Genomic DNA, 20,844 nt, shown 5'->3' with positions numbered 1-20,844 from the left:
AGCCATCAACGCAGGTGAAAGCCGGTCAACCGTGTTTTCGGTGGATCGTCGCCGGACGTGGGTAGATGGTGGGGTCGTGCTGTGATCCCGGTCACGGTACGGCACGATAGGGGCCATGACAGCGACCAAATCAACGGCTACCGAGAGTGTTCCACGGAGGAAACACAAGGACCGCACGCATTGGCTCTATATCGCGGTCATTGTCGCGGTAGTGCTCGGTGTGGTCGTCGGCATGCTGTGGCCGGGATTCGGAAAATCGGTGGGCGTACTCGGTGAGATTTTCGTCAGCCTCATCAAGATGATGATCAGCCCGGTGATCTTCTGCACGATCGTGCTCGGCATCGGATCCGTGCGTAAGGCCGCCAGTGTGGGCCGGGTCGGCGGATTGGCATTCGTATATTTCCTGGCGATGTCCACCGTCGCCTTGGCGATCGGGCTTGTCGTGGGCAATCTGCTCGCGCCCGGTACCGGGTTGCATCTGTCCGGGGCCAACCAGGGGGCGGGCGCCAAATACGCCGACCAGGCTCACGCCGCAGGTGGAACCTGGCATTTCATCAAATCGATTGTGCCGGAGACGATGTTCTCGGCATTGACCTCCGGCAGCGTGCTGCAAACGCTGTTCATCGCGTTGCTGGTCGGCTTCGCAGTGCAGGCCCTCGGATCCACCGGTGAGTCGATCGTGCGCGGTATCGGGATGCTCCAGAAGCTGGTCTTCAAGGTTCTCATCATGGTGTTGTGGCTGGCGCCCATCGGTGCTTTCGGCGCCATTGCCAATGTGGTCGGCCAGACCGGCTGGAACGCCGTGAAAGAGCTGGGCGCACTGATGCTCGGCTTCTATACGACGTGCGCGATCTTCATCTTCGGTGTGCTGGGGGTGTTGCTGTGGGTGGTGGCCCGGGTATCGATCTTCAAGCTGGTGCGCTACCTGGCACGCGAATACTTGCTGATCGTCTCGACCTCGTCCTCGGAATCGGCACTGCCGCGATTGATCGCGAAGATGACCCACCTCGGTGTCGAGAAGTCGACGGTGGGCATCGTCGTCCCGACCGGCTATTCGTTCAACCTGGACGGGACGGCGATCTATCTGACGATGGCCTCATTGTTTGTCGCCGACGCGATGGGAAAGCCGCTGTCGATCGGCGAACAGATCTCACTGCTGGTGTTCATGATCATCGCCTCTAAGGGTGCGGCCGGAGTGACCGGTGCCGGAATGGCCACGCTGGCAGGGGGACTGCAGAGCCATCGGCCCGATCTCGTCGACGGTGTGGGCATGATCGTCGGCATCGATCGGTTCATGTCCGAGGCGCGTGCGCTGACCAACTTCTCCGGCAATGCGGTGGCCACGTTGCTCATCGGAACCTGGACCAAGACGACGGATCGCGAGCGGGTCAAGACAGTGCTCTCGGGTGCCGATCCGTTCGACGAAACCACCATGCTCGACGACCACGCCGATACCGTTGCGGACGAGAAGGTGCCCGCGCCGGTGGTGAACTGACGGCAACGCCGTCAGTTCATGCGGTACGGGTAGTTGGCGACGATCGCGTCGGTGCGGTCGATGAGGCTGGCTGTCAGCACAATTCCGGTCTGGTTGTGCAGAATCTGGTGCCAGCGCCGCTTGGTCTTGATCTCGGTGATGAGCACGGTCACCTGGCGACCGTCGGCCTGCCGCTTCTTGACGTATTCCACCAGCGGGGTCACCAGGGATCGATACGCGGTAGGCAACACGATCAGCTCAAGTCCCGGGTTCCACTGATCCCAGCGCTTGGTCATCGCGTGCGCCTTCTGATCCGTGCGGCTGATGGTGACCGGCACCACCTCGCCACCCAGATGCAGTGCCGCCTCCAGCAGCTGGACCGTTCGTTTGTTGATGTCGTCGATCGGCACGATCACCAGGGGTGTCTGGTCCGGGGGATTGGGTGTCAGCGTGGGCAATTCATCGAGGGTTAGTTCGCGTTTGACGCCGAGGTAGTAGTTCTCGGTGCGCCCGAAAAGCAGAATCAGCAGGGGGATGACGATGACGAGCAGCCACGCGCCCTCGGTGAACTTACTGGCGAAGAACACCACCATGGCGAGGGCCGAGAGCGCCGCACCGAACCCATTGAGTACGGCCTTCCACTGCCAGCCGGATGTGCGGGTGCCGAACCAGTGTTTGACTAAACCAACTTGGCTGATGGTGAATCCGATGAACACCCCGATCGCGAACAGCGGCAATAGGCGGTGGGTATCGGCGTCACTGGCGATGAGGATCAGCGCCGAGAATGCGGCGAGCGCGGCGACGCCGTAGCGGTAGACTGGCTTCTCTGCCCGCAACGCGAACAAATGCGGCATCCGGTCGTCCTTGGCGAGCAGACTCATCAGCACCGGCAGTCCACCGAAGCTGGTGTTGGCCGCGAAGCCGAGGATCAGTGCCACGGTCACATTCGTGACGTAGAACGGAATTCCGGTGCCGAAGGCCGCCGCGGACAGTTGCGCCAGGATGGTCACGTCACCGCGGGGAACCACGTGGTGTGCCTTGATGAGAATGCTGAGGCCGATCAGCATGAGGCCCAACAGAATTCCCAGGGCGACCTCGGTGTGCTGGGCCCGTTTGATGGCGGGGGTCTTGAAGGCCGGGACGCCGTTCGCGATGGCTTCCACGCCCGTCAATGACGAACACCCGGCCGCGAATGCCTTGAGAACCAAGATGATGCCGAGGACGCTGACAGGCTCGACGGGGCCGAGGTCCTTGCCGATGACGGCCACGGGAGTGGAGTGTGCGAGTCCGAAGACGATGATCGCCAGGATGCACGCGATGAAGAGGAAGGTCGGCAGCATGAGCACCTTGGCCGACTCGCTGATGCCGATGAGATTGAGGATTGTCAGAATCGCCAGGCCGACCAGCGTGATGGACAGCAGATGCGGGGCTAGCGCGGGAAAGGCGCTCGCTAGGCTCGCCGCCCCGGCGGCCAGGCTCACCGCGACCGTGAGTACGTAGTCGACGACCAGGCTCGCGGCGGCCAGCAGGCTCGCGCCGCGGCCGAGGTCCTTCTTGGCCACGGCGTACGAGCCCCCGCCTTCGGGGTGCACGGCGATGACCTGGCGGTAGGAGAACACCAACACGATGAGCAGCACCGTGATCGCGATGGCCACCGGCAGGGTGAAGGCGATGGCACCGACCCCGCCCGCGATCAGGGCCAGGACGATGGCCTCCGGGCCGTAGGCCACCGAGGACAGCGCGTCCAGGGACAGTGCCGCGAGTCCGCCGACCGAGGTCAGTTTGTGCGCGTCCTCCTTGAGGGCACTGCGCAGGCGAGGGTCGGCGACGCGCGGCGGTACGGGAGGGGAGGGAGGCGCAGAAACCACCGGGGGAGAGTAGGCACAGACGTAGGGGTTTTCGTGGTTCTTTACGTGATCTTGAGGTCGCGACAGTGGTGTCAATCACGATGACATCTGCGAACCTATGTCCCCTGAGGTCAACGGATGTAGACTCACCGACATGAAGGGACTCAGTCTTACTGCGATGATCGCGATGGGTGCGGGTGCTGCCGCGATCGCCATGGCCTCCCCGGCACATGCCGATGACGTCAGCTTCAACGAGACACTGCACTCATACGGCATCTACGCGCCACCGGACAAGACTGCCTACCTCGGCAAGATCGCGTGCCACCGTCTGGACACGGGCCTGGACAAGGACGCCTACCAGGCGACCGATTTCCTGACCAAGAACCTCGATCGCACCACCTCCACCGAGCAGAAGTGGCAGTTCCTATCTGCTTCGATCGACGAGTACTGCCCCGAGCAGCGTCCCGTTCTGGAGCGCGCCGCCAGCCACACCTAGGCCGGTTCGTTCTTCACCGCGCTCAGCGAGCGCGGTGAAGAACGTCGAGTACCTGAGCCACTAGTCCGTCGATATCGGCACCGGTGGTGTCGAGGACGAGCTCAGGATTTTCCGGGGCCTCGTAGGGCGCCTCGACACCCGTTAAACCCTTCAACTCGCCTGCGCGGGCGCGTGCATACAGACCCTTGGGGTCTCGTTTCTCGCATTCGGCCAGCGGGGTGGCGATGTACACCTCGATGAACGGCAGCTTGGCTGCGGCGTTGATGCTGCGCGCGGTCTCTCGATCGGAGCGCAGCGGCGATACCAGCGATGCCAGCGCGACTACGCCGGCATCGGCGAAGAGCCGCGCGAGGTGCGACACCCGGCGGATATTCTCGGCGCGGTCGCCAGGAGAGAACCCGAGGTCATCGGAAAGTCCATGGCGCAGGTTGTCGCCGTCGAGCAGGTACGCGACCTGCCCGGACTCCACGAGTGCGCGTTCCACCGCCACCGCGATGGTCGACTTGCCGGATGCGGGCAGACCGGTGAACCAGATGATCGCACCGCGCTGAGTAGTGCTGTCCCAACGGTATTCGCGGTCCAGCGCCGAGGGGTGCCAGCGGATATCGGTGCGTGAGTGCGTTTCCGGTTTGACCTCACGCGCTTCGGTGATGGTGCCGGCGCCGACAGTGTCGTTGGACGCCTCGTCGATCAGGATGAACGCGCCGCTGTCTCTGCTGTCGGCATAGGAATCGGCCACCACGACCGAGCTGGTGCGCAGGGTGACCGAGCCGATGTCGTTGAGCGCCAATTCAACCGGGCCATCCAGCTCGTCCAGGGTCTCCGGATCCAGCCGGGTATGCAGAGCCTGAACGGTGGCCCGTACGGTCCGGGTGCCCTGCTTGAGTGCGAGCCGGTCACCCGCCCGCAACGGACCGTTAGTGAACCAGCAGACCGTGGCGTCGAGCTCACGCGCCAGCACCGGCAGCACAGCATCTTCTGCGCCGCTCACCAGCACGTCGCCGCGGCCCACATCGATATCGTCGGCCAATTCGATCGACACCGAAAGCGGAGCCACGCCGGTGGAACGGTTCTCGTCCAGAGTGTCCACCACCGTCACGGTTGACCGAGTTCCCGACGGCAGATTCACCACCGGATCTCCGACGCTGAGGGTGCCGCCCGCTAGCCGGCCGGTGTACCGGCGGCGCTGATCAGCCGTGGGACGAGAGACCCACTGCACGGGCAGGCGGAGCTTGGCGGGATCGGGCTGCGGCGGCGAAAGCTCAATGCCCTCTAGGTATTCGAGCAGGGTCGGCCCGCTGTACCACGTGGTGTTCTCGGAGCGGTGCACCACATTGTCGCCCAGCTTGGCCGCAATCGGGATGACTGTGATGTCCACCTTGCCCAGCCGGTCAGCCAGTAGATGCAGCTCGCGCTCTACCTCCGCGAACCGCTGCGCATCGAAGTCGACCAGGTCGATCTTGTTGACTGCGGCCACGAAATGCTTGATGCCCAACAACTTTGCGATGCGTGCGTGGCGACGGGTCTGGCGCAGCACCCCGGCACGTGCGTCGACCAGGAGAATGGCGACATGCGCGTTGGAGGCACCGGTGAACATGTTGCGGGTGTAGCGCTCGTGACCCGGAGTGTCGGCCAGGATGTAGCTTCGGCTCTCCGTGGAGAAAAAGCGATAGGCGACGTCGATCGTGATGCCCTGCTCGCGTTCGGCGCGCAGACCATCTGACAGCGCGGCGAGGTCGGCGTTCCCCTCGTCGTCGGTGACGGCCTCCAGATGGTCGACCGGCAGGCTGTCGGTGTCATGGAGCAGCCGTCCGATGAGCGTGCTCTTGCCGTCATCCACCGAACCGGCGGTGGCGATACGCAGTAGTTGGCGGGTGTCGACCGCGGTCTGGGTGCTCATCAGAAGTAGCCCTCTCGTTTCCGGTCTTCCATGGCAGCCACGGATGTGCGGTCATCGGCCCGAGTCTCGCCGCGTTCGGACACGGTGGCCGCGGAGATCTCCGCGATCACCCCTTCGATCTCGGTGGCCTGCGAGCGGACTGCACCGGTGATGGTCATGTCGCCGACGGTGCGGTAGCGCACCCATTCGGTGGCGGCAGTTTCGTCGCCGGCGGGGGTGGTGTACTCGGAGGTGGCCAGCAGAATGCCGTCACGCTCGAACACCTCGCGTTGATGGGCATAGTAGATCGAGGGCAGCTCAAGGTTTTCCAGCTGGATGTAGCGCCAGATGTCCAGTTCGGTCCAGTTGCTCAACGGAAAGACACGAACCTGTTCGCCCTTGCGGATGCGTCCGTTGTACAGCGACCAGGGTTCGGGTCGTTGTGCCCGCGGATCCCACTGGCCGAACTCGTCCCGGAAGCTCAGGATCCGCTCCTTGGCGCGGGCGCGTTCCTCGTCGCGCCGCGCGCCGCCGAATGCCGCATCGAAACCGCCGGCCTCCAACGCGTCCAGCAGGGTTCGGGTCTGCTGACGGTTACGCGAGGCGCCCGGGCCCGGATCGGCGACCCGCCCGGCATCGATCGTCTCCTGCACGGAGGCGACGATCAGTTTGTGGTCGTGCCCGATGGTTCGGCGATCACGGAACTCGATCACCTCGGGGAAATTGTGTCCGGTGTCGACGTGCAGCACCGGGAACGGCAGCGGTGCCGGCCGGAAGGCCTTCTCGGCCAACTTCAGCAAGACGATCGAGTCCTTGCCCGCGGAGAATAGCAGCACCGGGCGCTGCAGCTCGGCGGCCACCTCCCGGATGATGTGCACCGCTTCGGCCTCCAGCAGCCGAAGCTCGTTGACCTGCAACAGATCAGGTGTCGTCGCGGTGTCGCTCATAGTGGCAGCCCCTCTCTTTCCGCGTCGGTCCGGTATCGGTCCACCCAGTCGTCAGACCGCTGATCTGCCTGCCGTTCCAGCACGGGTGGTGGCGAGAGCCGGGGGTCTTGTCCCAGTGCCTCCAGAACGGTGGCGACCACCTGGGTCAGGTTGCGCCAGAGGTACGGGTACGAGACGTCGATGGGTTCGATGTTCTCTTCGGCGAACCAGCGGCGCCACCCCGCCTCCTGCGCCTGCAGCATGGTGATGACATGGGCGATGGCGCCGGCGTGATACTCGGCGCGGGCATCGCGCCCGGGATCCGGACGTCCGCGCCACACCCGGGTCTGCACCGCGCGCCAGAACGAAACCGCCTGGGACACAACGTCTGGTCGGTACACGTGCACCAGCACCGGGTTACTGCCGACCACATCGCGGATGCCGGCGAGCAATCCTTCGCCGGAACGCTCGGGAAGATCCTGTGCGCGGTCCAAGAGCAGCGAGGTCTGATTCCACATGAGCTTGCCGCCCCAGATTCCGTTGGGGGTGCGGCCCACGGTGCGGATGTAATCGCGCCAGATGGTCGCGGGCGCCAGGTCGGGCTTGCCTGCGTCCAAGGGATCGAGCAGACGCAGTATCGACTCGTCCTGTACGTCGGCGAACCATTCCCGTGGCTGTGGAGACATGCTCGTGGTCGGCAGGTATTGGAAGAACTCCTGTGGTTCGCCGGCCACGCCGGTCGCTCGCAGGGATTCCACCAGTAGGGTGCTGCCACTGCGCTGCGATGCGAGCACCAGATATGCGGCGGGATGGTCGGGCATGCGCAGTAGCCTAACCGCAATTGTTTTGTATTCGACTAATTGGGCTCGCCGTGAATTGCAATCATGGCGAAGGTAACTGTTGTTCGACACCACGCTCGTCGGCGATGGCGGAACGGTTGGCTCCGGGCCTGCCATGGATGCGTAGGAATGTCTCGGTGTAGCGCTCGGAAATGCGTGTGCCCGCAAAATCGGAGGGAATGACGTCGAGAGTCTTCTCTCGCCAATCGTTGAGGCGCAGCGCCAGATCGTCGGCGATGGCCTGGGACTTCTCGTTGGCATCGAGTCCCAGCAGGTTGTGCGCCTCGCCCGGATCGTTCACGAGGTCGTAGAGCTCGCGATGCGGGCGGGGATTGGTGATGTGTGTGGCGACGGCCCGGCCCGGTGGGCTGTCGGCAATATCCCACGGCAGGTCCAGCACCGGCCTGGGCGCATAATTCTCTATGTAGCTGTAATCCTTTGTTCGAATGGCTCGAATAGGATCAAAAGAATCGTGATATGTCTTCGCGGTGAATAGCTCGGAGCGGATTTGTTCCAGTTCGCCCGTCGACTTCAGAATATTGTCGGCATGTGAAATTCCCTGAACCTCCTCGGGAATGTCGACACCGAGCAAGCCCAACAGGGTGGGCAGTAGATCGACCCCGCTAAAGAGCTCGTCGTACCGGAGCGATTCGGTGGTGCGGCGCCGCGGTGGGCGGACGATCAATGCGATACCGGTACCGGCGTCGTACAGAGTGGACTTGGCCCGTGGCAACGCCGGGCCATGATCGGTCATGAAGACGACCCAGGTGTTCTCATCGAGGCCCGTCTCGGCCAGCACGTCCAGTAATTCACCGACCTTGGCGTCGGCCACCGCGATCGAGCCGTAGAACTCGGCGAGATCGTCGCGCACCTCGGGGGTATCGGGCAGATAGTCCGGGACATTCACCGTGCCGGCGTCGGACGGTTCATAACGCTCCCGAGGAAATGGGCGGTGCGTTTCGAAGAATCCGGCGGTCAGCAGGAACGGCGTGTTGGGGGAATTGCGCAACCAGCGGCTCGCGTGTTCCACCACGTATTCGCAATACGAGTTGGATACGTCGTACTCGTCGAATCCCAGGGTGGCCGGATACGCCGTTTCATGCTGCATTCCGAACAGTGCTGTGCGCCAGCCCGATCCAGACAGAATGTGGGGGAGTGTGCGCACCCCGGCGCGGTACTCCCAGCCGTGATGAGCCAGGCCGATAAGGCCGTTGCTCTGTGGGTACCGGCCAGTGAAAAGCGAACCACGCGACGGTGAGCACAGCGGTGCCGTGGCATGCGCGCGGGTGAACAGGATGCCATCGGCCGCCAGTTGGTCCAGGTGTGGGCTGGATACGTCGGGATGCCCGTAGACGCCCAAGTAGCGGCCGAGGTCGTGCCAATGCACGATTAGAACGTTGTCTCGTGACGCTTCGGTCACTGCGCTCCCTTCCTGGGGTTCGAGGGTCCACCCAACAGTGTGATCCGTTGTCTGGCAACCCTTCGGCTCACCACGAGAAACTAACTCTCAGGGTGCGCCCCGAAACCTCACGATATGACCGACTAGGCCACGGACGACACCGGCAGACCCAACAGGGCCTCATCAAGTGGTGATCTGCTGCGTGTCTAGCGAGAACCCCAATGCCACGACGGGGCTTTGAGCGCATCGAGCCCGACGATCTGCGTCTCGCCCCAGTCCTTGACAAGTTCGAGCCGCACAGCCGAACCGGCGGCGTCGAACCGGTCCTCGTCGCCGGCGAGGATCTCGCGCAACGGCCGCGCGGCAAGATGATCCACCAGCGCGTTGGCGTGGGTGATCACGACCACCTGGGTTTTCGCGGCCGCCGCGCGAATGAGCGTCGCCAGCGGAGCGATGAGATCGGGATGCAGCGACGTTTCCGGCTCGTTGAGCACCATCAGCGGCGGTGGTTCGGGACTCAACAGCGCGGCGGCCCACAACAGGAAACGCAGGGTGCCGTCGGACAACTCCGCGGCCCGCAGCGGACGCAGCATCCCGGACTGCTGAACCTGAAGATCGAAGATCCCCTCACGCACGGCGACTGCCACCGCGGCGCCATCGAAGGCAGCGGCGACAACCTTGTCCAGAGTGTCGCTGCGGGTCTCGATGATTGTCTGGATGGCGGCGGCTACGTCACTTCCGTCATTCGATAGCACTGTGGTGCGCGTGCCGATCTGCGGTTGACGTGCAGGTGCCAGCATGTCGACGCGGAATCCGTCGTAGAACCGCCAGCCACGCAGGGTGTCCCGAACTGCGCCTAATTCCGGGAATCTGCCCGGGAATTCGGAGAGCACACTGCGGTATGACGGCAGCGAGCGACTGAAACCCTCGAATCCGCGCCCCGAATCGGCACGTGCCTCAACGACGGGGCGGGTCCGTCGGACCAGGGTCGCGCTAGGACGAAGCGATGGTCCAGTGAACACGGCCTCCCGCTTGATCTCCGGGTCGCGACCGAAGGCAGACTCGCTGGGAATCGGCAGGCCAAGGTCTACCAGATAGCCAAAATCCGTTGACGCATAACCCAGTTCAATGGATACGGGTCGAGTGCGGACCGTGGGCTCAACGGTGCCGGTGCGTCGTGCGCCTTTGAGATTTTCCGGCCCGGCCCACATGGCCGATTGCAATCCGCCCTGCCGCGCCAGTGAACCGATGATCTCGCCCCGACCACAGTCGGCCAGTAGCTGCAGCGCCCGGTACAGCGAGGACTTTCCAGTGCCGTTAGCGCCGGTGATGACGGTGAGCTGGGTAAGTGGGAGTACCAGATCGCGCAGTGATCGGTATCCCCGGATGGCGACGGTGGTGAGCACGGGGTCAGGTTAGCCAGGGGTGCCGACAAGTCGCGTTACGCTGTGACTGTGTTCCGGGTGACGCTGATGGCGATTGCGGCACTGCTGTGTCTCACGGGAGTGACGGCATGCCGGACGGGCGTCGATTCTCTTACGCAGTGCCGGAACGTCTTCAGCCAATTGGATGCGAAGAATTGTCAGCTCACCTCAGCCGACTCGGTAGGGCTTCGATTCGAGAAATGGGTGGCTGGCACCTCCGCTCAGATTCGCATCTTTACTCAAAGCGGGATCATGGTGCAAAAGGTCAGCTCGAAGATCGAGGGTTCCGCCGAGTCAGGTGTCATGCTCCTGCGAGATCTGGACGGTGACGGCCGCGACGAGTTACTCCTTTCACTGGACACCGGTGGTGCGCACCCGAATTCGCAGTGGGCGTTGTGGCGCACGACCGGCGACTCCACGCAGTTCCGCGCGGTCCGCACCGGGGTGCCAGACGACATCATGCATCGCGAGGGAGCGTTGTTCGGCAGCTCCTTCTGGCAGGTGGGGAATGGACTCCTCGCGGAGTACGGGGCGGGTCCCACGCGCAGCTGGCTGACGCGGATCTACACATTCGATAGGAACCAGCTGGTTCCTATCGTGTCGGTTCAGAACGATGGGTTTCGGTTGGACGGCAGCATGAGTAGGTGTCGGTTGGAGAAGGCGTACGACCTTGTGCGCATCGGTCTCACGGTGGACGAGGCACGGGATCGTTTCTGCGCCGCTACCGAAGAGCGTCAACGGCATTAGATCACCCGGTTCTAAGCCTCGAAAGTGGTCGGTGTTCGGTACCATCACCCGGCATGGGGCTCGAGGGGATGCGCAAGTTAGCCATTGCGACGGCTGTGGTGACGATCAACCTGATCGGTCCACTTTGTTCCGCAGCGCCAGCGATCGCGGCCCCCGAGTTCCCGGACATCGACTCATTGCCCATGGCCTCGATCAAGTATCCCGCGGGCTTCGATCCGACCGACGGGAAACAGTGGCCAGTCGAGAACATCTTCTCGCCCGCCGACGGGGTGTACTGCCGGTTACGTCTGCAGGCGTGGGGGACCTTCCAAATGCCACCCGCGGATGTCGCCTGCGCGGGTGAGCTGCCTGGAATGCCGAACGGCGAGAACATCGCCCGTATTGATATCGGCACCTCAGGCGCCCCGCAGGCAAGATTCCTCAAAGGATCTAGCTCTTTGGGGGACCTCAAGACATACCCGCACTTTTCTGCCGGGAAACAATTGCAAGTGTTTCTCAATGTTCGGAGCATTCTGATGTCGTGTGGCAGCGGCAATGGAGAGGATTTCATCTTTGCCTGCCATGCCTGGAAAAGCCTTGGCGAGGCCGATTTCCCTCCGCACGGCTTTGTGCTGGCCGCTTCGGGCAGCTGGGTGTTCTGAGGGGCGATGAAACGCGAGATCGCTTCTGCACCGCCACGAGAGCATCGAGGGCGGTAGATGATCGAGCTGACTGCGCTGAAGTGGTTCACCATCACCGGGCGTGGCCCGGTGGTCATGATCGATTCAGCAGAGCTGGGGGCGCGCACAATCCAGATCGGCGATCATGTCGTGATCGACGGTACCGAGTACGCGATCTGGGGCATCGAAAGTTTCTATAAGCCGAACGTTGAGCCCGGTGTGATCCCGTACGGCCTGTTCGTCCGCGACCCAAATGAGGCTCCCCCGAGCTCCTACCGTCCAAACCCCGCGTTGCGCAACGCGTCCGCCATGGAGCCCGTCGCCCGGCTTTCTTGCTGACGACCGGAGTTCTTGCTGCGGTTCTGGTTTGGCCGTCCCTGATTCTTGTCGTCGCGTCGGGGAGTGCCGGCGGTGGCTCGTTCGGGGCGCTTGCCTTGCTGCGGCTCGTCGTTGAGGCGAAGGGTCAACCCGATGCGCTGACGCGGAATGTCGACATCGGCGACCTTGACCCGCACCACCTGGCCGGACTTGACCACCTCGTGTGGGTCGGACACGTACCGATCGGACATCGCCGAGACGTGCACGAGGCCATCCTGATGCACGCCGATATCAACAAACGCGCCGAAGGCAGCCACGTTGGTCACCACCCCCTCGAGCACCATGCCGACCTTCAGGTCCGACACCTTTTCGACGCCCGCCGCGAAGGTGGCCGTGGTGAACGCGGGCCGCGGGTCACGCCCCGGCTTCTCCAGTTCGCCGAGAATGTCTGTCACGGTGGGAATTCCGAACCGATCGTCGGCGAAGTCTGCGGGCTTGAGCGAGCGCAGCGAACGCTCGTTGCCGATCAGCTCGGCGAGGGTGACACCCGAACGGTCCAGAATCTTGCGTACCACCGGGTAGGACTCGGGATGCACCCCGGACGCGTCCAGCGGGTCGTCGCCTTCACGGATGCGCAGGAATCCGGCGCACTGCTCAAAGGCCTTGGGGCCCAGGCGGGGAACCTCCAGCAGTCCCTTGCGGCTACGGAAGGCGCCCACCTTCTCGCGGTGCGCGACGATGGACTCGGCCAGGGATTCCGTCACCCCGGATACCCGTGCGAGCAGCGGCACCGAGGCCGTGTTCAGGTCGACGCCGACGGCGTTCACGGCATCTTCGACCACCACGTTGAGACTGCGCGCGAGCGTGCCAGGAGTGACATCGTGCTGGTACTGCCCAACGCCGATCGACTTGGGTTCGATCTTCACCAACTCCGCCAACGGATCCTGCAGGCGCCGTGCGATCGACACCGCACCCCGCAACGTCACGTCGAGGTCGGGAAGCTCGTGCGCGGCGTAGGCGGAGGCCGAATAGACCGATGCGCCCGCCTCACTGACCATTGCCTTTGTCGGGGCCTTGGCGCCGGCGGCCTTGATGTCGGCGATGAGTTCGGCCGCCAGCGCATCGGTTTCGCGTGAAGCGGTGCCGTTGCCGACGGCGATCAGCTCGACCCCATGGCGCGCGACGAACGCCGCGAGAGTGGCCTTGGCCTCGTCCCACTTCTTCTGCGGCTGGTGGGGGTACACGGCGCAGGTGTCGACCACCTTGCCGGTGCCGTCCACGACGGCCACCTTGACGCCCGTCCGGAACCCGGGGTCCAGGCCCAGTGTGGCGCGAGTACCGGCGGGGGCCGCGAGCAGCAGATCCTTGAGGTTGCGTGCGAAGACGCCGACGGCGTCTTCCTCGGCGCGTTGGCGCAGCTTGAGGCGGGCATCGACGGACGCGGAGAACATGAGCTTGGCCCGCCAAGCCACCCGGACCGTACCGGCCAGCCACGGCGTCGCCGGGGTTTTCGCGGTCAGGTTGACTCCGAGCGATTGCGCGACCATGGCCTCATACGGCGCGTCGTCACCACCGTCGAAGTTGAGGGCGAGCACCTGCTCCTTCTCTCCGCGCATGACGGCCAGCACCCGGTGCGAGGGCATGGTCTCCAGGGGCTCGGAGAACTCAAAGTAGTCACGGTACTTTTGTGCTGCTTCGGTTTTCGCCGCGTCCTCCGACCATGGGGTGGTCCGCAGGGCGCCGTCGGCCCAGAACTTGGTGCGGGTGGCGCCGACGAGTTCGGCATCCTCGGCCGCACGCTCGATGAGGATGTGGCGCGCGCCGTCGAGTGCTGCGTTGGCATCGGCGACGTTCTCGGTCAGGAACTCGGCAGCCACCGCGTCGGGCACCAGACTCGGGTCCGCGAGCAGCCGGTCGGCCAGTGGTTCCAGCCCGGCCTCGCGGGCGATCTGTGCCTTGGTGCGCCGCTTGGGCTTGTACGGCAGGTAGATGTCCTCGACACGCGCCTTGGTGTCGGCCGAGAGCAGCGCCGCCTTGAGGTCGTCGGTGAGCTTGCCCTGTTCCTCAATGGAGGACAGCACCGCGGCGCGGCGCTCGTCGAGTTCCCGCAGGTACCGCAGCCGTTCTTCCAGAGTGCGCAGCTGGCCGTCGTCCAGGCTGCCGGTGACTTCCTTGCGGTATCGCGCGATGAACGGGACCGTCGCACCCTCGTCGAGCAGCCGAACTGCCGCCGTGACCTGGGCTTCGGCGACCTCCAGTTCCGCAGCGAGGCGGGCATTTACAGATTTCACGGTCACGCTCTGAGTCACGCCGAGGGACCCTACCCAATGCGGGGGACAGAGTTGGGGAGCGGATCGCGTGAGTTGGGCAATTTATGGCAAAAGGGCTACGTCAGCTGCGCTGATGCTGCTCCAGCAACGTCGCCGCGAAGCGGTACAGGGACAACAGGGAGCAAGGCGAGTGCGTGGCTGCAACCGCATGTGGACAAGCGGCGCATCAAACCCCTGCCGCCCAGGCTGTGTCAGGCCGTGTGGATGGGGCCGTGCGTCGAGTACGCCCGCCTGTGGCTGGCCCGAGCGGCCAAGTTCGACATGCTGGCCGCTGCGCCGACTCTAGGGCGTGCGGCGTGGGATGCGGGTAAAGGCGTGATCAGTACCGGCGCGTGAGCGGTTATGCCGGTCGGGGTGGTGCGAGGTTCAGCGCATTCGGGCATAGCTCGCTTTGCAGAATGTCGAGGTATACGTTGGGGGCGGGCGCGGGGGCGACGCCGGAGCCCACGGGGAACTGCGAGCCCACTTCTTCGGGCGGGACGCCGTTGCGCAGATCGCGGCATGCTTGGTGCCCCGCCTGGATCACGTACGGCTCGGCGTCTTTGTGGATGAAGACCCCGGCGTTGCGCAGGCTGTCCAGGAACGTGTGGTCATTCGCGTGGGCGATGCCGGCGCCGAACGGACCGCCCACTGACATGCCTGCGGCAGCGATCCCGACGACGATCCTGGTACGGAGCTTGTCCATGGTTGTTTCCTTTCCGGCCACCAGCATTATTGCCAGGGGAGCGGGCTTGGCATTGGCGAATTGCAAACTGGACAGGGGTGGGCGGGCTTTAGTTCAGGCCGCCGCCGATGACCAGGATCTCTCCAGTAATCCAGGAAGCACTGTCCGAGGCCTGCTCAAAGGCCGCACCCGCCGGTGTGGTTGGGGGATGGGCCCGTCTACCCACGAGCGGATACTCGACCACGCCGACGGCTGGATGTCGCCGACAATGCTTGGGGTGGAAGAGCTTCAGAAGGGGATCGGCGAACTCAATCTGCTGGCAGCGCACAAAGGCAAGCCACCGGTTCCGGTGATAGCGACCATCCTGGAGCCGCAGCCGGGAGATATCGAACGCCATGCGGATCTCGGGGTGCATCGTGTGCTGTTAGGCCTGCTGCCGGTGGAGTCCCGCGACGTCACGTTGCGCAAGCTGGACCGGTTGGCTGCATTGATGGCGTAAGAACGCCATCCGGGCCGACTCGCATGTGGTTCCGTCAATAACTGATCGGGCGTGACGGCGATGACTACCATGCGAACAGACTCAGCCAGTCGAGCTAGGGCGGTGCACATCGTGGGTGTCGATGCCGCCGATCTCGCAGAGTTGGAGTTCTTCGGAGGCAATCCGGTCAGTGCGCTTGCTCCGCTGGCCGAGCTGCTCTCGCCCCTTGAGGCGGCTCCCGGGCAGGTGCTCATGCGTCAGAGCGAACCGGCCGACTGGTTTCTGCTCCTGGGCTCGGGTGGTGGTGAGATTCTTCATACCGGAGAGAACGGGGATTCGGTCGTCGCGCACGTGGTGCCCGGCATGGTTGTCGGTGAGATAGCGCTCCTGCGCGGGACCGCCCGGACGGCGACCGTCGTCGCGACCGAACCGCTTCGAGGCTGGGCTGGCAGCAGTGACGCGTTCACAGCGATGCTTGAAATCCCCGGCGTGTCAGAGGCATTGGTGTCGACCGCGCGTCAGCGGCTAGCCACCTTCGTTACCCCTATTCCGGCGCATCTGCGCGACGGCGCCCAGTTCTATCTGCGGCCTATCCTCCCCGGTGACAGGCGGCGGCTGGCGAGGATGTCACGGCGAACGGTGTACCGCCGGTTTCTGGGAGTCCCCAGTAAGCGGATGATCACGTACCTCTTTGAGGTGGACTACCGCGACCACTTCGCATGGGCCCTCACCGATGAGCCCGACGGCCTTGAGGGTCTCGTCGTTGCCGATGCTCGATTCATCCGGCACCTCGACGAACCAGACAGTGCCGAGCTGGCCTTCACGGTCGGTGACGACTATCAGGGGCGCGGGATCGGAACACTGTTGATGGAGGCGCTATCGGTGTCGGCGCATGCCGACGGTATACGCCGATTCACGGCCTCTGTGCTCTCGGAGAACTACGCGATGCGCACCATTCTGAACCGGTTAGGTGCGCGCTGGGAATCGGATGGGCCGGGAGTGGTCACTACGGTCATCGATGTTCCCCATGTGCGGGAACTCAGTCTTTCTTCGCGGGTATCCCGGCAGATCCACGTCGCGACACGACAGGTGATTCAAACGTTGTGTTGACGATCAGCAAGCGCCCCCGGCAGGAATCGAACCTGCGACCTAGGGATTAGAAGGCCATACCACCTGGGCTTTTGCATTAACGGTCATAGTCGATGGTTGACGACGGCTTATGGAAATATATTGTGGCACAACGATATATCTATCGATGTTTGATGGCGATTGACGGCTGCTATCGAGGCTTCTGCGGGCTGACTGCGGGCTGGCTATGACGCCCGTGTCGTTGACGGGTACCAGTTGCGCTAAGTCCACCAGAGCAGCATCTTGTTTCACCCGGCCGATAACTTCGGCGGGTTTGTACTACTCGACCGGGGCGGTATTCGACGCCGACTGTGTGCTAGTACCCGCTGGATTGCGGGGTTCATCATCACACTTGTCGGAAAAAATGTTAAAAACACGCCCGCGACACGCCCGGGTCTGTCGGACCCCCGGAGTATGTGTGAGGAGCCAACGAGCGCCATCCAACGCCGAGAATTGACGACTACAGCAATCGAGCGTGGGGCAGCCCCTGGGGGGCGGAACAGCCAGCCAGAGGCTTTCGCGGGGCATGCGGCATCGCGTGCCCTGATTCCACCTACGTATTGAAGGAACACCTGTATGTCTGAATACAAGCTGGAGTATCAGTCCGGCCTGCTCACCCTGCCCGAGGCTGCGGATTACTGCCGCCTGCCAGAGGCCACTCTGCGCTGGTACCGAGCAACTGGCGCCGGCCCGAAGAGCGGAAAAATCGGCGCGAGGGTCATGTATCGCAAGAGCGATCTTGATCAGTACATCGAAGCGGCGTTCGCATCGGAGAGTCGATGAACACCTCAGACGCCCCGTCGCCGCTGACCGGCACCTGGCTGATGAACCAGGTCTTTCCACCTATGAACTGGATGGTTACCGGCCTAATCCCCGAAGGGTTTGGGGTTCTCGCGGCATCACCGAAGATCGGAAAGTCATGGCTCGTACTGGATATCGGCCTTGCGATCGCTGAAGGGCAGCCTGTGTTCGGCGTACCGACTGACAAACGCCCGGTGCTCTACCTGGCCTAGAGGACGGTCATCGGCGGCTGCAGGACCGCGCCCGGTTTCTACTCGGCGATAGACTGGGCTCCGAGAATTGGGCGTTCGATACGGACCCGACGAGCGCTCTAGAAGTCGCAAAGAGCTTCGCGCGTGAGCACCCTGACGGGTTCGTTATCGTAGACACGCTTCAACTAGTTGCACCGGATCGAGCGCGTCGCGAAAGCGGCTACTCCAGTGACTACAAGTTCGCGCGCGAGTTGAAAAGATATTGCCCCCGAGCAGGGTTCGCTGATCGCTGTACATCACACTAGAAAGGCAGACAGTGTCGATTTTCTCGACACTGTGAGCGGTACTCAGGGGATTGCTGGCGCGGCTGACTTTGTGACCGTGCTGGAGCGGCCACGCCAGAACGAAGAAGGCATGCTTCACGTGACTGGTCGTGACGTGGAGGAGGCGCGCTACAAGATGCGCTTCAACGATGGAAGATGGTCGCCAGACGGAGCAGATCTCGCAGAGGCTGCGCGGAAGGCCAGCGAAAAGCAGCTGACCGACCAAGCCTCAGCGATTGTGGCGTTTGTGGCGTCTCGTTCAACTACCAACGCAACAGACGTGGTCGCGAAATTCGGCATAAGTCAGGATGCAGCCCCTAAACGGCTACAACGGCTGTGTCAGGACGGGTTGATCGTCCGTTTGTCACCGGGTGTCTATGGCAGTGTCGCGGAGTCGTTCGCAGCATAACTACAGGTCACCGATTGGTGTCGTCTCATGTCGGCAATGTCGCCAACGACACGAAGACATGGCACGACCGGCTCATGTCGCCCATTTAGCGGTTAGACCTGCAGCGACGATCAAACGACACCACGACAAGCGAAAGCGCGAACTGTCCACCGCAGGGGGGATCGCAGCTATTTCGACCCGGCGCGAATCCATATCGAATGGAAATATGGCCAAGCTCTAGTTGGGCAGACGGCGTGAAATAGCTGCCGCCTTGCTCTGGGAAATCATCCGGAAAAATGGGGCAGATATACGTTCGGCTGATAAGTCTATGCCTGCATTTCGATCCGGCCGACTATCGACCGGGGCTCGCCCTATACAGGTTTGAACAAGCTTCCGCCCTGCCCGGGAAAATCGTCCGGGAAAATGGGACACACATACGCCCCACTAAAAACGGCTACCAGAAAATCAAGGAGCGAGCCATCATACTCGCTCCATTCGTCGTCTCGAGGGGCGTTAACTGCGATTGTCCAACCATCAGGGTCTTGAGATTGTTCAGTAACCCAATAGATGACATCGCCGTTGTCCGTAACGCCACACGCTTTTAGTGACGAAATCTGATGAGGGATTTCGTCTCCGATCTCTTTCAATTCGCGTAGCGCACCAGCTTGCATCGATATCTGGGTCTTGAGATCCAAGAATTTGTTGTCTGACTGGGGTTGGTATACCCACAAAAAATTGCCAAAACCCCCTGCGCCGTAGGTGTCAACGATTTCTCGATAGTCCGTTGGGGTAGTGAACCCAATGGCGGAATGTATGTTCATCCAGCCCCCTGTGGAGTCACTGCGGCTAGCTGTGACCGGCGGTGCCACAATAGCCGACAAATCATTTATAGAGGACATGTCCGTTCGTCCTTCCGATCCTAGTGGTTTATTAGGGTACCTTGTTCAGCACGGTGCCAGCGATCTCCAGGCCCTCCGAACTTGTAGCAACGATCTGTACGGCAGCAGGCATAAGCTCGTTTCCCTTGTACAAAGGCGTCACCACATAGTCAACCGTCCGTCCACTTTCAACAGCGGCCTGGACGACGGCTTCAAATCCGCGCATAGCCGGAGCATTCACGGGGTTCCCGATAAGCGCGACTATATTTCTGCTTTCAGTTCCTGAGCCTCCAAGAACCTTGGCCAAGAGATGTCCGCGAGCCTGCCCAGCAGCACCACCCAAGAATCCAGGTGGACGAACGTAATCAGGAGCCTTGGTGCCGGTCCTGATCATGTCGGGGGTGATGCGTGCTGTGATGCCTGTCGGGCGACCAAGGTTATCGACGCCGTGGAAGATGGCTTGTCCGCCCTGTTTGGTTGCGTCCGTGATAACCGATGTGCCGACCGGTTTTGAGGGCAGGGGTATGTCGTCTGCGGCGCGGACGGCGGCTTCACCACCTCGGATGCCTTCGACTCCTTTGAGTCCTCTTCCTATCGCGCCCAGGCCAGGCACGATACTGAGGCCGTCCAGTGCGAGGGACGCCTTGTCGGCACCTGATGCTTGGTCGAAATTGGTGGCGGTGCGAATGTCGGAAGGAATGTCGGGGACGATCCCGTAGGTGCTTTTGCTGAATTCAGACAATGCCCCCGAAAATTCCTGGGCCTTAGATGGTCCGGGCGGATATGCCTGCCGAGATACATTGTCTGGCACTCGCGGGATCTGAATCGGCGGTTGGCCGTTGTTGGTGAGCCGTTGATTCATGTCCGTGAGTGCAAGGGTTTGGTCGGTTAGCTCACGGCGGGCGTCGAACAGCGCTTGGCCTTGTCGTTTCACCTCGTCAGGGCTGGGAGCATTCTGCGGAGTCCGGTAACGCTGATCCGCAGATTTGTTCAGGACAGACTCTGCTTGCTTAACCCGGTCCTGTGCCTGGTTGACCAGATCGAGTTGCTTCTGTACGGCATCTGCTGAGGGTGGCGGTTGGAGAGTTCCTTGCAGGCTGCCCGCGTTGGGATTGCCCGGCGACGCAGGTTGGGTCGGCTGCTGGGGTCCACCGGCCATGTTGCCCAGTAACTGATTGGCAGAAGAGGGCTGCGATGGTGTGGGAGGCTTCGGAACATCGCCAGGCCCGTTGATCGGTGTGCGGGTCCATGACCCCGAGGTGTCGGTCAGTGCGTCGGCGGCTCCCGACGTGTCGGGCATGCCGGATGCACCGAGACTTGAAGCGGTGTTGACCATTCCGGAGACCTGGGAGACACCGCCAGCTACCTTGCCGGTCAGATCAGCGACTTGCCCGCCAGCTTGGGTGAGCTGCTGAACCTGTTCGGCCTGGGGTTTGAGTTGCGGGTTGGCATCGGCGGCGAGCTGGGCGCCCTGACCGGCGTTGTTGATCCATGTGGAGGCGATCGACGCACCGGAGCCCACGGCGTCGGCGGTATCGCTGATACCCCCGGATACGCCCTGTACCAGCGCGACCGCGTCCATGGGGTTCACGGCACCGGACTGCGCCGAGGATGCCAGGGACGCCCCGGCTTGGGCGGCGGACCCGAAGTTCTGT

The 20,844-nt window shown here is 62.8% G+C and carries 20 protein-coding genes and 1 pseudogene; 11 read left to right on the top strand and 10 right to left on the bottom strand.

Annotated features, from left to right (window positions below; translation table 11 throughout):
- The first annotated feature begins 115 nt into the window (after positions 1-115).
- The gene (locus B4383_RS04115) at positions 116-1,495 is read left to right on the top strand and encodes a cation:dicarboxylase symporter family transporter (RefSeq protein ID WP_078288861.1); all 1,380 of its coding nucleotides are present in this window, start codon (positions 116-118) and stop codon (positions 1,493-1,495) included.
- 11 nt (positions 1,496-1,506) lie between these two features.
- On the opposite strand, the gene B4383_RS04110 is transcribed toward B4383_RS04115, so the two are convergent.
- Complete coding sequence (locus B4383_RS04110; RefSeq protein WP_078288858.1) at positions 1,507-3,342, bottom strand: amino acid permease; 1,836 nt, start codon at positions 3,340-3,342, stop codon at positions 1,507-1,509.
- 133 nt (positions 3,343-3,475) lie between these two features.
- Here B4383_RS04110 and B4383_RS04105 point away from each other — a divergent pair, with 133 nt between their 5' ends.
- A complete protein-coding gene (locus B4383_RS04105; protein WP_078288857.1) occupies positions 3,476-3,817 on the top strand; it encodes a DUF732 domain-containing protein in 342 nt (113 codons plus the stop codon).
- Between the two features lie 22 nt (positions 3,818-3,839).
- On the opposite strand, the gene cysC is transcribed toward B4383_RS04105, so the two are convergent.
- The 5 genes from cysC to B4383_RS04080 all read right to left on the bottom strand — a co-directional run bounded on the left by cysC (position 3,840) and on the right by B4383_RS04080 (position 10,266).
- On the bottom strand, positions 3,840-5,717 hold the full coding sequence (cysC, locus tag B4383_RS04100; RefSeq protein ID WP_078288854.1) for an adenylyl-sulfate kinase: 1,878 nt from the start codon (positions 5,715-5,717) through the stop codon (positions 3,840-3,842).
- On the bottom strand, positions 5,717-6,643 hold the full coding sequence (gene cysD, locus B4383_RS04095) for a sulfate adenylyltransferase subunit CysD (RefSeq protein WP_078288846.1): 927 nt from the start codon (positions 6,641-6,643) through the stop codon (positions 5,717-5,719). Before cysD ends, cysC begins: the two co-directional genes overlap by 1 nt.
- Positions 6,640-7,443, bottom strand: a complete 804-nt coding sequence (locus tag B4383_RS04090; RefSeq protein WP_078288834.1) for a Stf0 family sulfotransferase — start codon at positions 7,441-7,443, stop codon at positions 6,640-6,642. Before B4383_RS04090 ends, cysD begins: the two co-directional genes overlap by 4 nt.
- Before the next feature lie 61 nt (positions 7,444-7,504).
- Positions 7,505-8,881, bottom strand: coding sequence for a sulfatase (locus B4383_RS04085; RefSeq protein WP_078288830.1), 1,377 nt, complete (start codon positions 8,879-8,881; stop codon positions 7,505-7,507).
- A gap of 185 nt (positions 8,882-9,066) precedes the next feature.
- Complete coding sequence (locus B4383_RS04080) at positions 9,067-10,266, bottom strand: AAA family ATPase (protein WP_078288827.1); 1,200 nt, start codon at positions 10,264-10,266, stop codon at positions 9,067-9,069.
- A 48-nt stretch (positions 10,267-10,314) separates the two neighbouring features.
- Between B4383_RS04080 and B4383_RS04075 the strand changes: the two genes are divergently transcribed.
- From B4383_RS04075 to B4383_RS04065, 3 genes are all read left to right on the top strand, one after another.
- Positions 10,315-11,031 carry a hypothetical protein gene (locus tag B4383_RS04075; protein WP_078288821.1) on the top strand — a complete coding sequence of 239 codons (717 nt, stop codon included), beginning with the start codon at positions 10,315-10,317 and terminating at the stop codon, positions 11,029-11,031.
- Between the two features lie 68 nt (positions 11,032-11,099).
- Positions 11,100-11,672, top strand: a complete 573-nt coding sequence (locus B4383_RS04070; protein WP_078289068.1) for a hypothetical protein — start codon at positions 11,100-11,102, stop codon at positions 11,670-11,672.
- A gap of 57 nt (positions 11,673-11,729) precedes the next feature.
- Positions 11,730-12,029 carry a hypothetical protein gene (locus B4383_RS04065; RefSeq protein ID WP_078288816.1) on the top strand — a complete coding sequence of 100 codons (300 nt, stop codon included), beginning with the start codon at positions 11,730-11,732 and terminating at the stop codon, positions 12,027-12,029.
- On the opposite strand, the gene B4383_RS04060 is transcribed toward B4383_RS04065, so the two are convergent.
- Positions 11,963-14,317: a Tex family protein gene (locus tag B4383_RS04060; RefSeq protein ID WP_078288813.1), complete on the bottom strand. Its 2,355-nt coding sequence runs from the start codon at positions 14,315-14,317 to the stop codon at positions 11,963-11,965. The genes B4383_RS04065 and B4383_RS04060 overlap by 67 nt on opposite strands.
- A 141-nt stretch (positions 14,318-14,458) precedes the next feature.
- Between B4383_RS04060 and B4383_RS04055 the strand changes: the two are divergent.
- A pseudogene (locus tag B4383_RS04055) lies at positions 14,459-14,674 on the top strand (TetR/AcrR family transcriptional regulator); the annotation flags it as partial.
- Positions 14,675-14,678: 4 nt separating this feature from the next.
- On the opposite strand, the gene B4383_RS04050 reads toward B4383_RS04055, so the two are convergent.
- A complete protein-coding gene (locus B4383_RS04050; protein WP_078289066.1) occupies positions 14,679-15,023 on the bottom strand; it encodes a DUF732 domain-containing protein in 345 nt (114 codons plus the stop codon).
- Here B4383_RS04050 and B4383_RS04045 point away from each other — a divergent pair.
- From B4383_RS04045 to B4383_RS04025, 5 genes are all read left to right on the top strand, one after another.
- Positions 15,022-15,501, top strand: a complete 480-nt coding sequence (locus B4383_RS04045) for a hypothetical protein (RefSeq protein ID WP_176126725.1) — start codon at positions 15,022-15,024, stop codon at positions 15,499-15,501. The two genes, B4383_RS04050 and B4383_RS04045, sit on opposite strands and share 2 nt — an antisense overlap.
- A gap of 69 nt (positions 15,502-15,570) precedes the next feature.
- Positions 15,571-16,590: a GNAT family N-acetyltransferase gene (locus B4383_RS04040; protein ID WP_078288807.1), complete on the top strand. Its 1,020-nt coding sequence runs from the start codon at positions 15,571-15,573 to the stop codon at positions 16,588-16,590.
- 594 nt (positions 16,591-17,184) lie between these two features.
- The gene (locus tag B4383_RS04035; RefSeq protein WP_078288804.1) at positions 17,185-17,391 is read left to right on the top strand and encodes a helix-turn-helix domain-containing protein; all 207 of its coding nucleotides are present in this window, start codon (positions 17,185-17,187) and stop codon (positions 17,389-17,391) included.
- Positions 17,388-17,621 carry an AAA family ATPase gene (locus B4383_RS04030; protein WP_078288801.1) on the top strand — a complete coding sequence of 78 codons (234 nt, stop codon included), beginning with the start codon at positions 17,388-17,390 and terminating at the stop codon, positions 17,619-17,621. The genes B4383_RS04035 and B4383_RS04030 overlap by 4 nt, the downstream gene beginning before the upstream one ends.
- A gap of 315 nt (positions 17,622-17,936) precedes the next feature.
- Positions 17,937-18,332 carry a helix-turn-helix domain-containing protein gene (locus B4383_RS04025; RefSeq protein ID WP_078288799.1) on the top strand — a complete coding sequence of 132 codons (396 nt, stop codon included), beginning with the start codon at positions 17,937-17,939 and terminating at the stop codon, positions 18,330-18,332.
- A 350-nt stretch (positions 18,333-18,682) separates the two neighbouring features.
- On the opposite strand, the gene B4383_RS04020 is transcribed toward B4383_RS04025, so the two are convergent.
- On the bottom strand, positions 18,683-19,210 hold the full coding sequence (locus B4383_RS04020; RefSeq protein WP_078288796.1) for a hypothetical protein: 528 nt from the start codon (positions 19,208-19,210) through the stop codon (positions 18,683-18,685).
- A 31-nt stretch (positions 19,211-19,241) separates the two neighbouring features.
- The coding region (locus tag B4383_RS04015; RefSeq protein WP_176138389.1) for a DNA/RNA non-specific endonuclease at positions 19,242-20,844 on the bottom strand (1,603 nt) is incomplete at its 5' end.

The sequence above is a fragment of the Mycobacterium sp. D16R24 genome (assembly GCF_002013385.1).
In the GTDB taxonomy this organism is placed as follows: Bacteria; Actinomycetota; Actinomycetes; order Mycobacteriales; family Mycobacteriaceae; genus Mycobacterium.
Note: the sequence above shows the minus strand (reverse complement) of the source record. Positions and strands in the feature narration are given on the sequence as shown.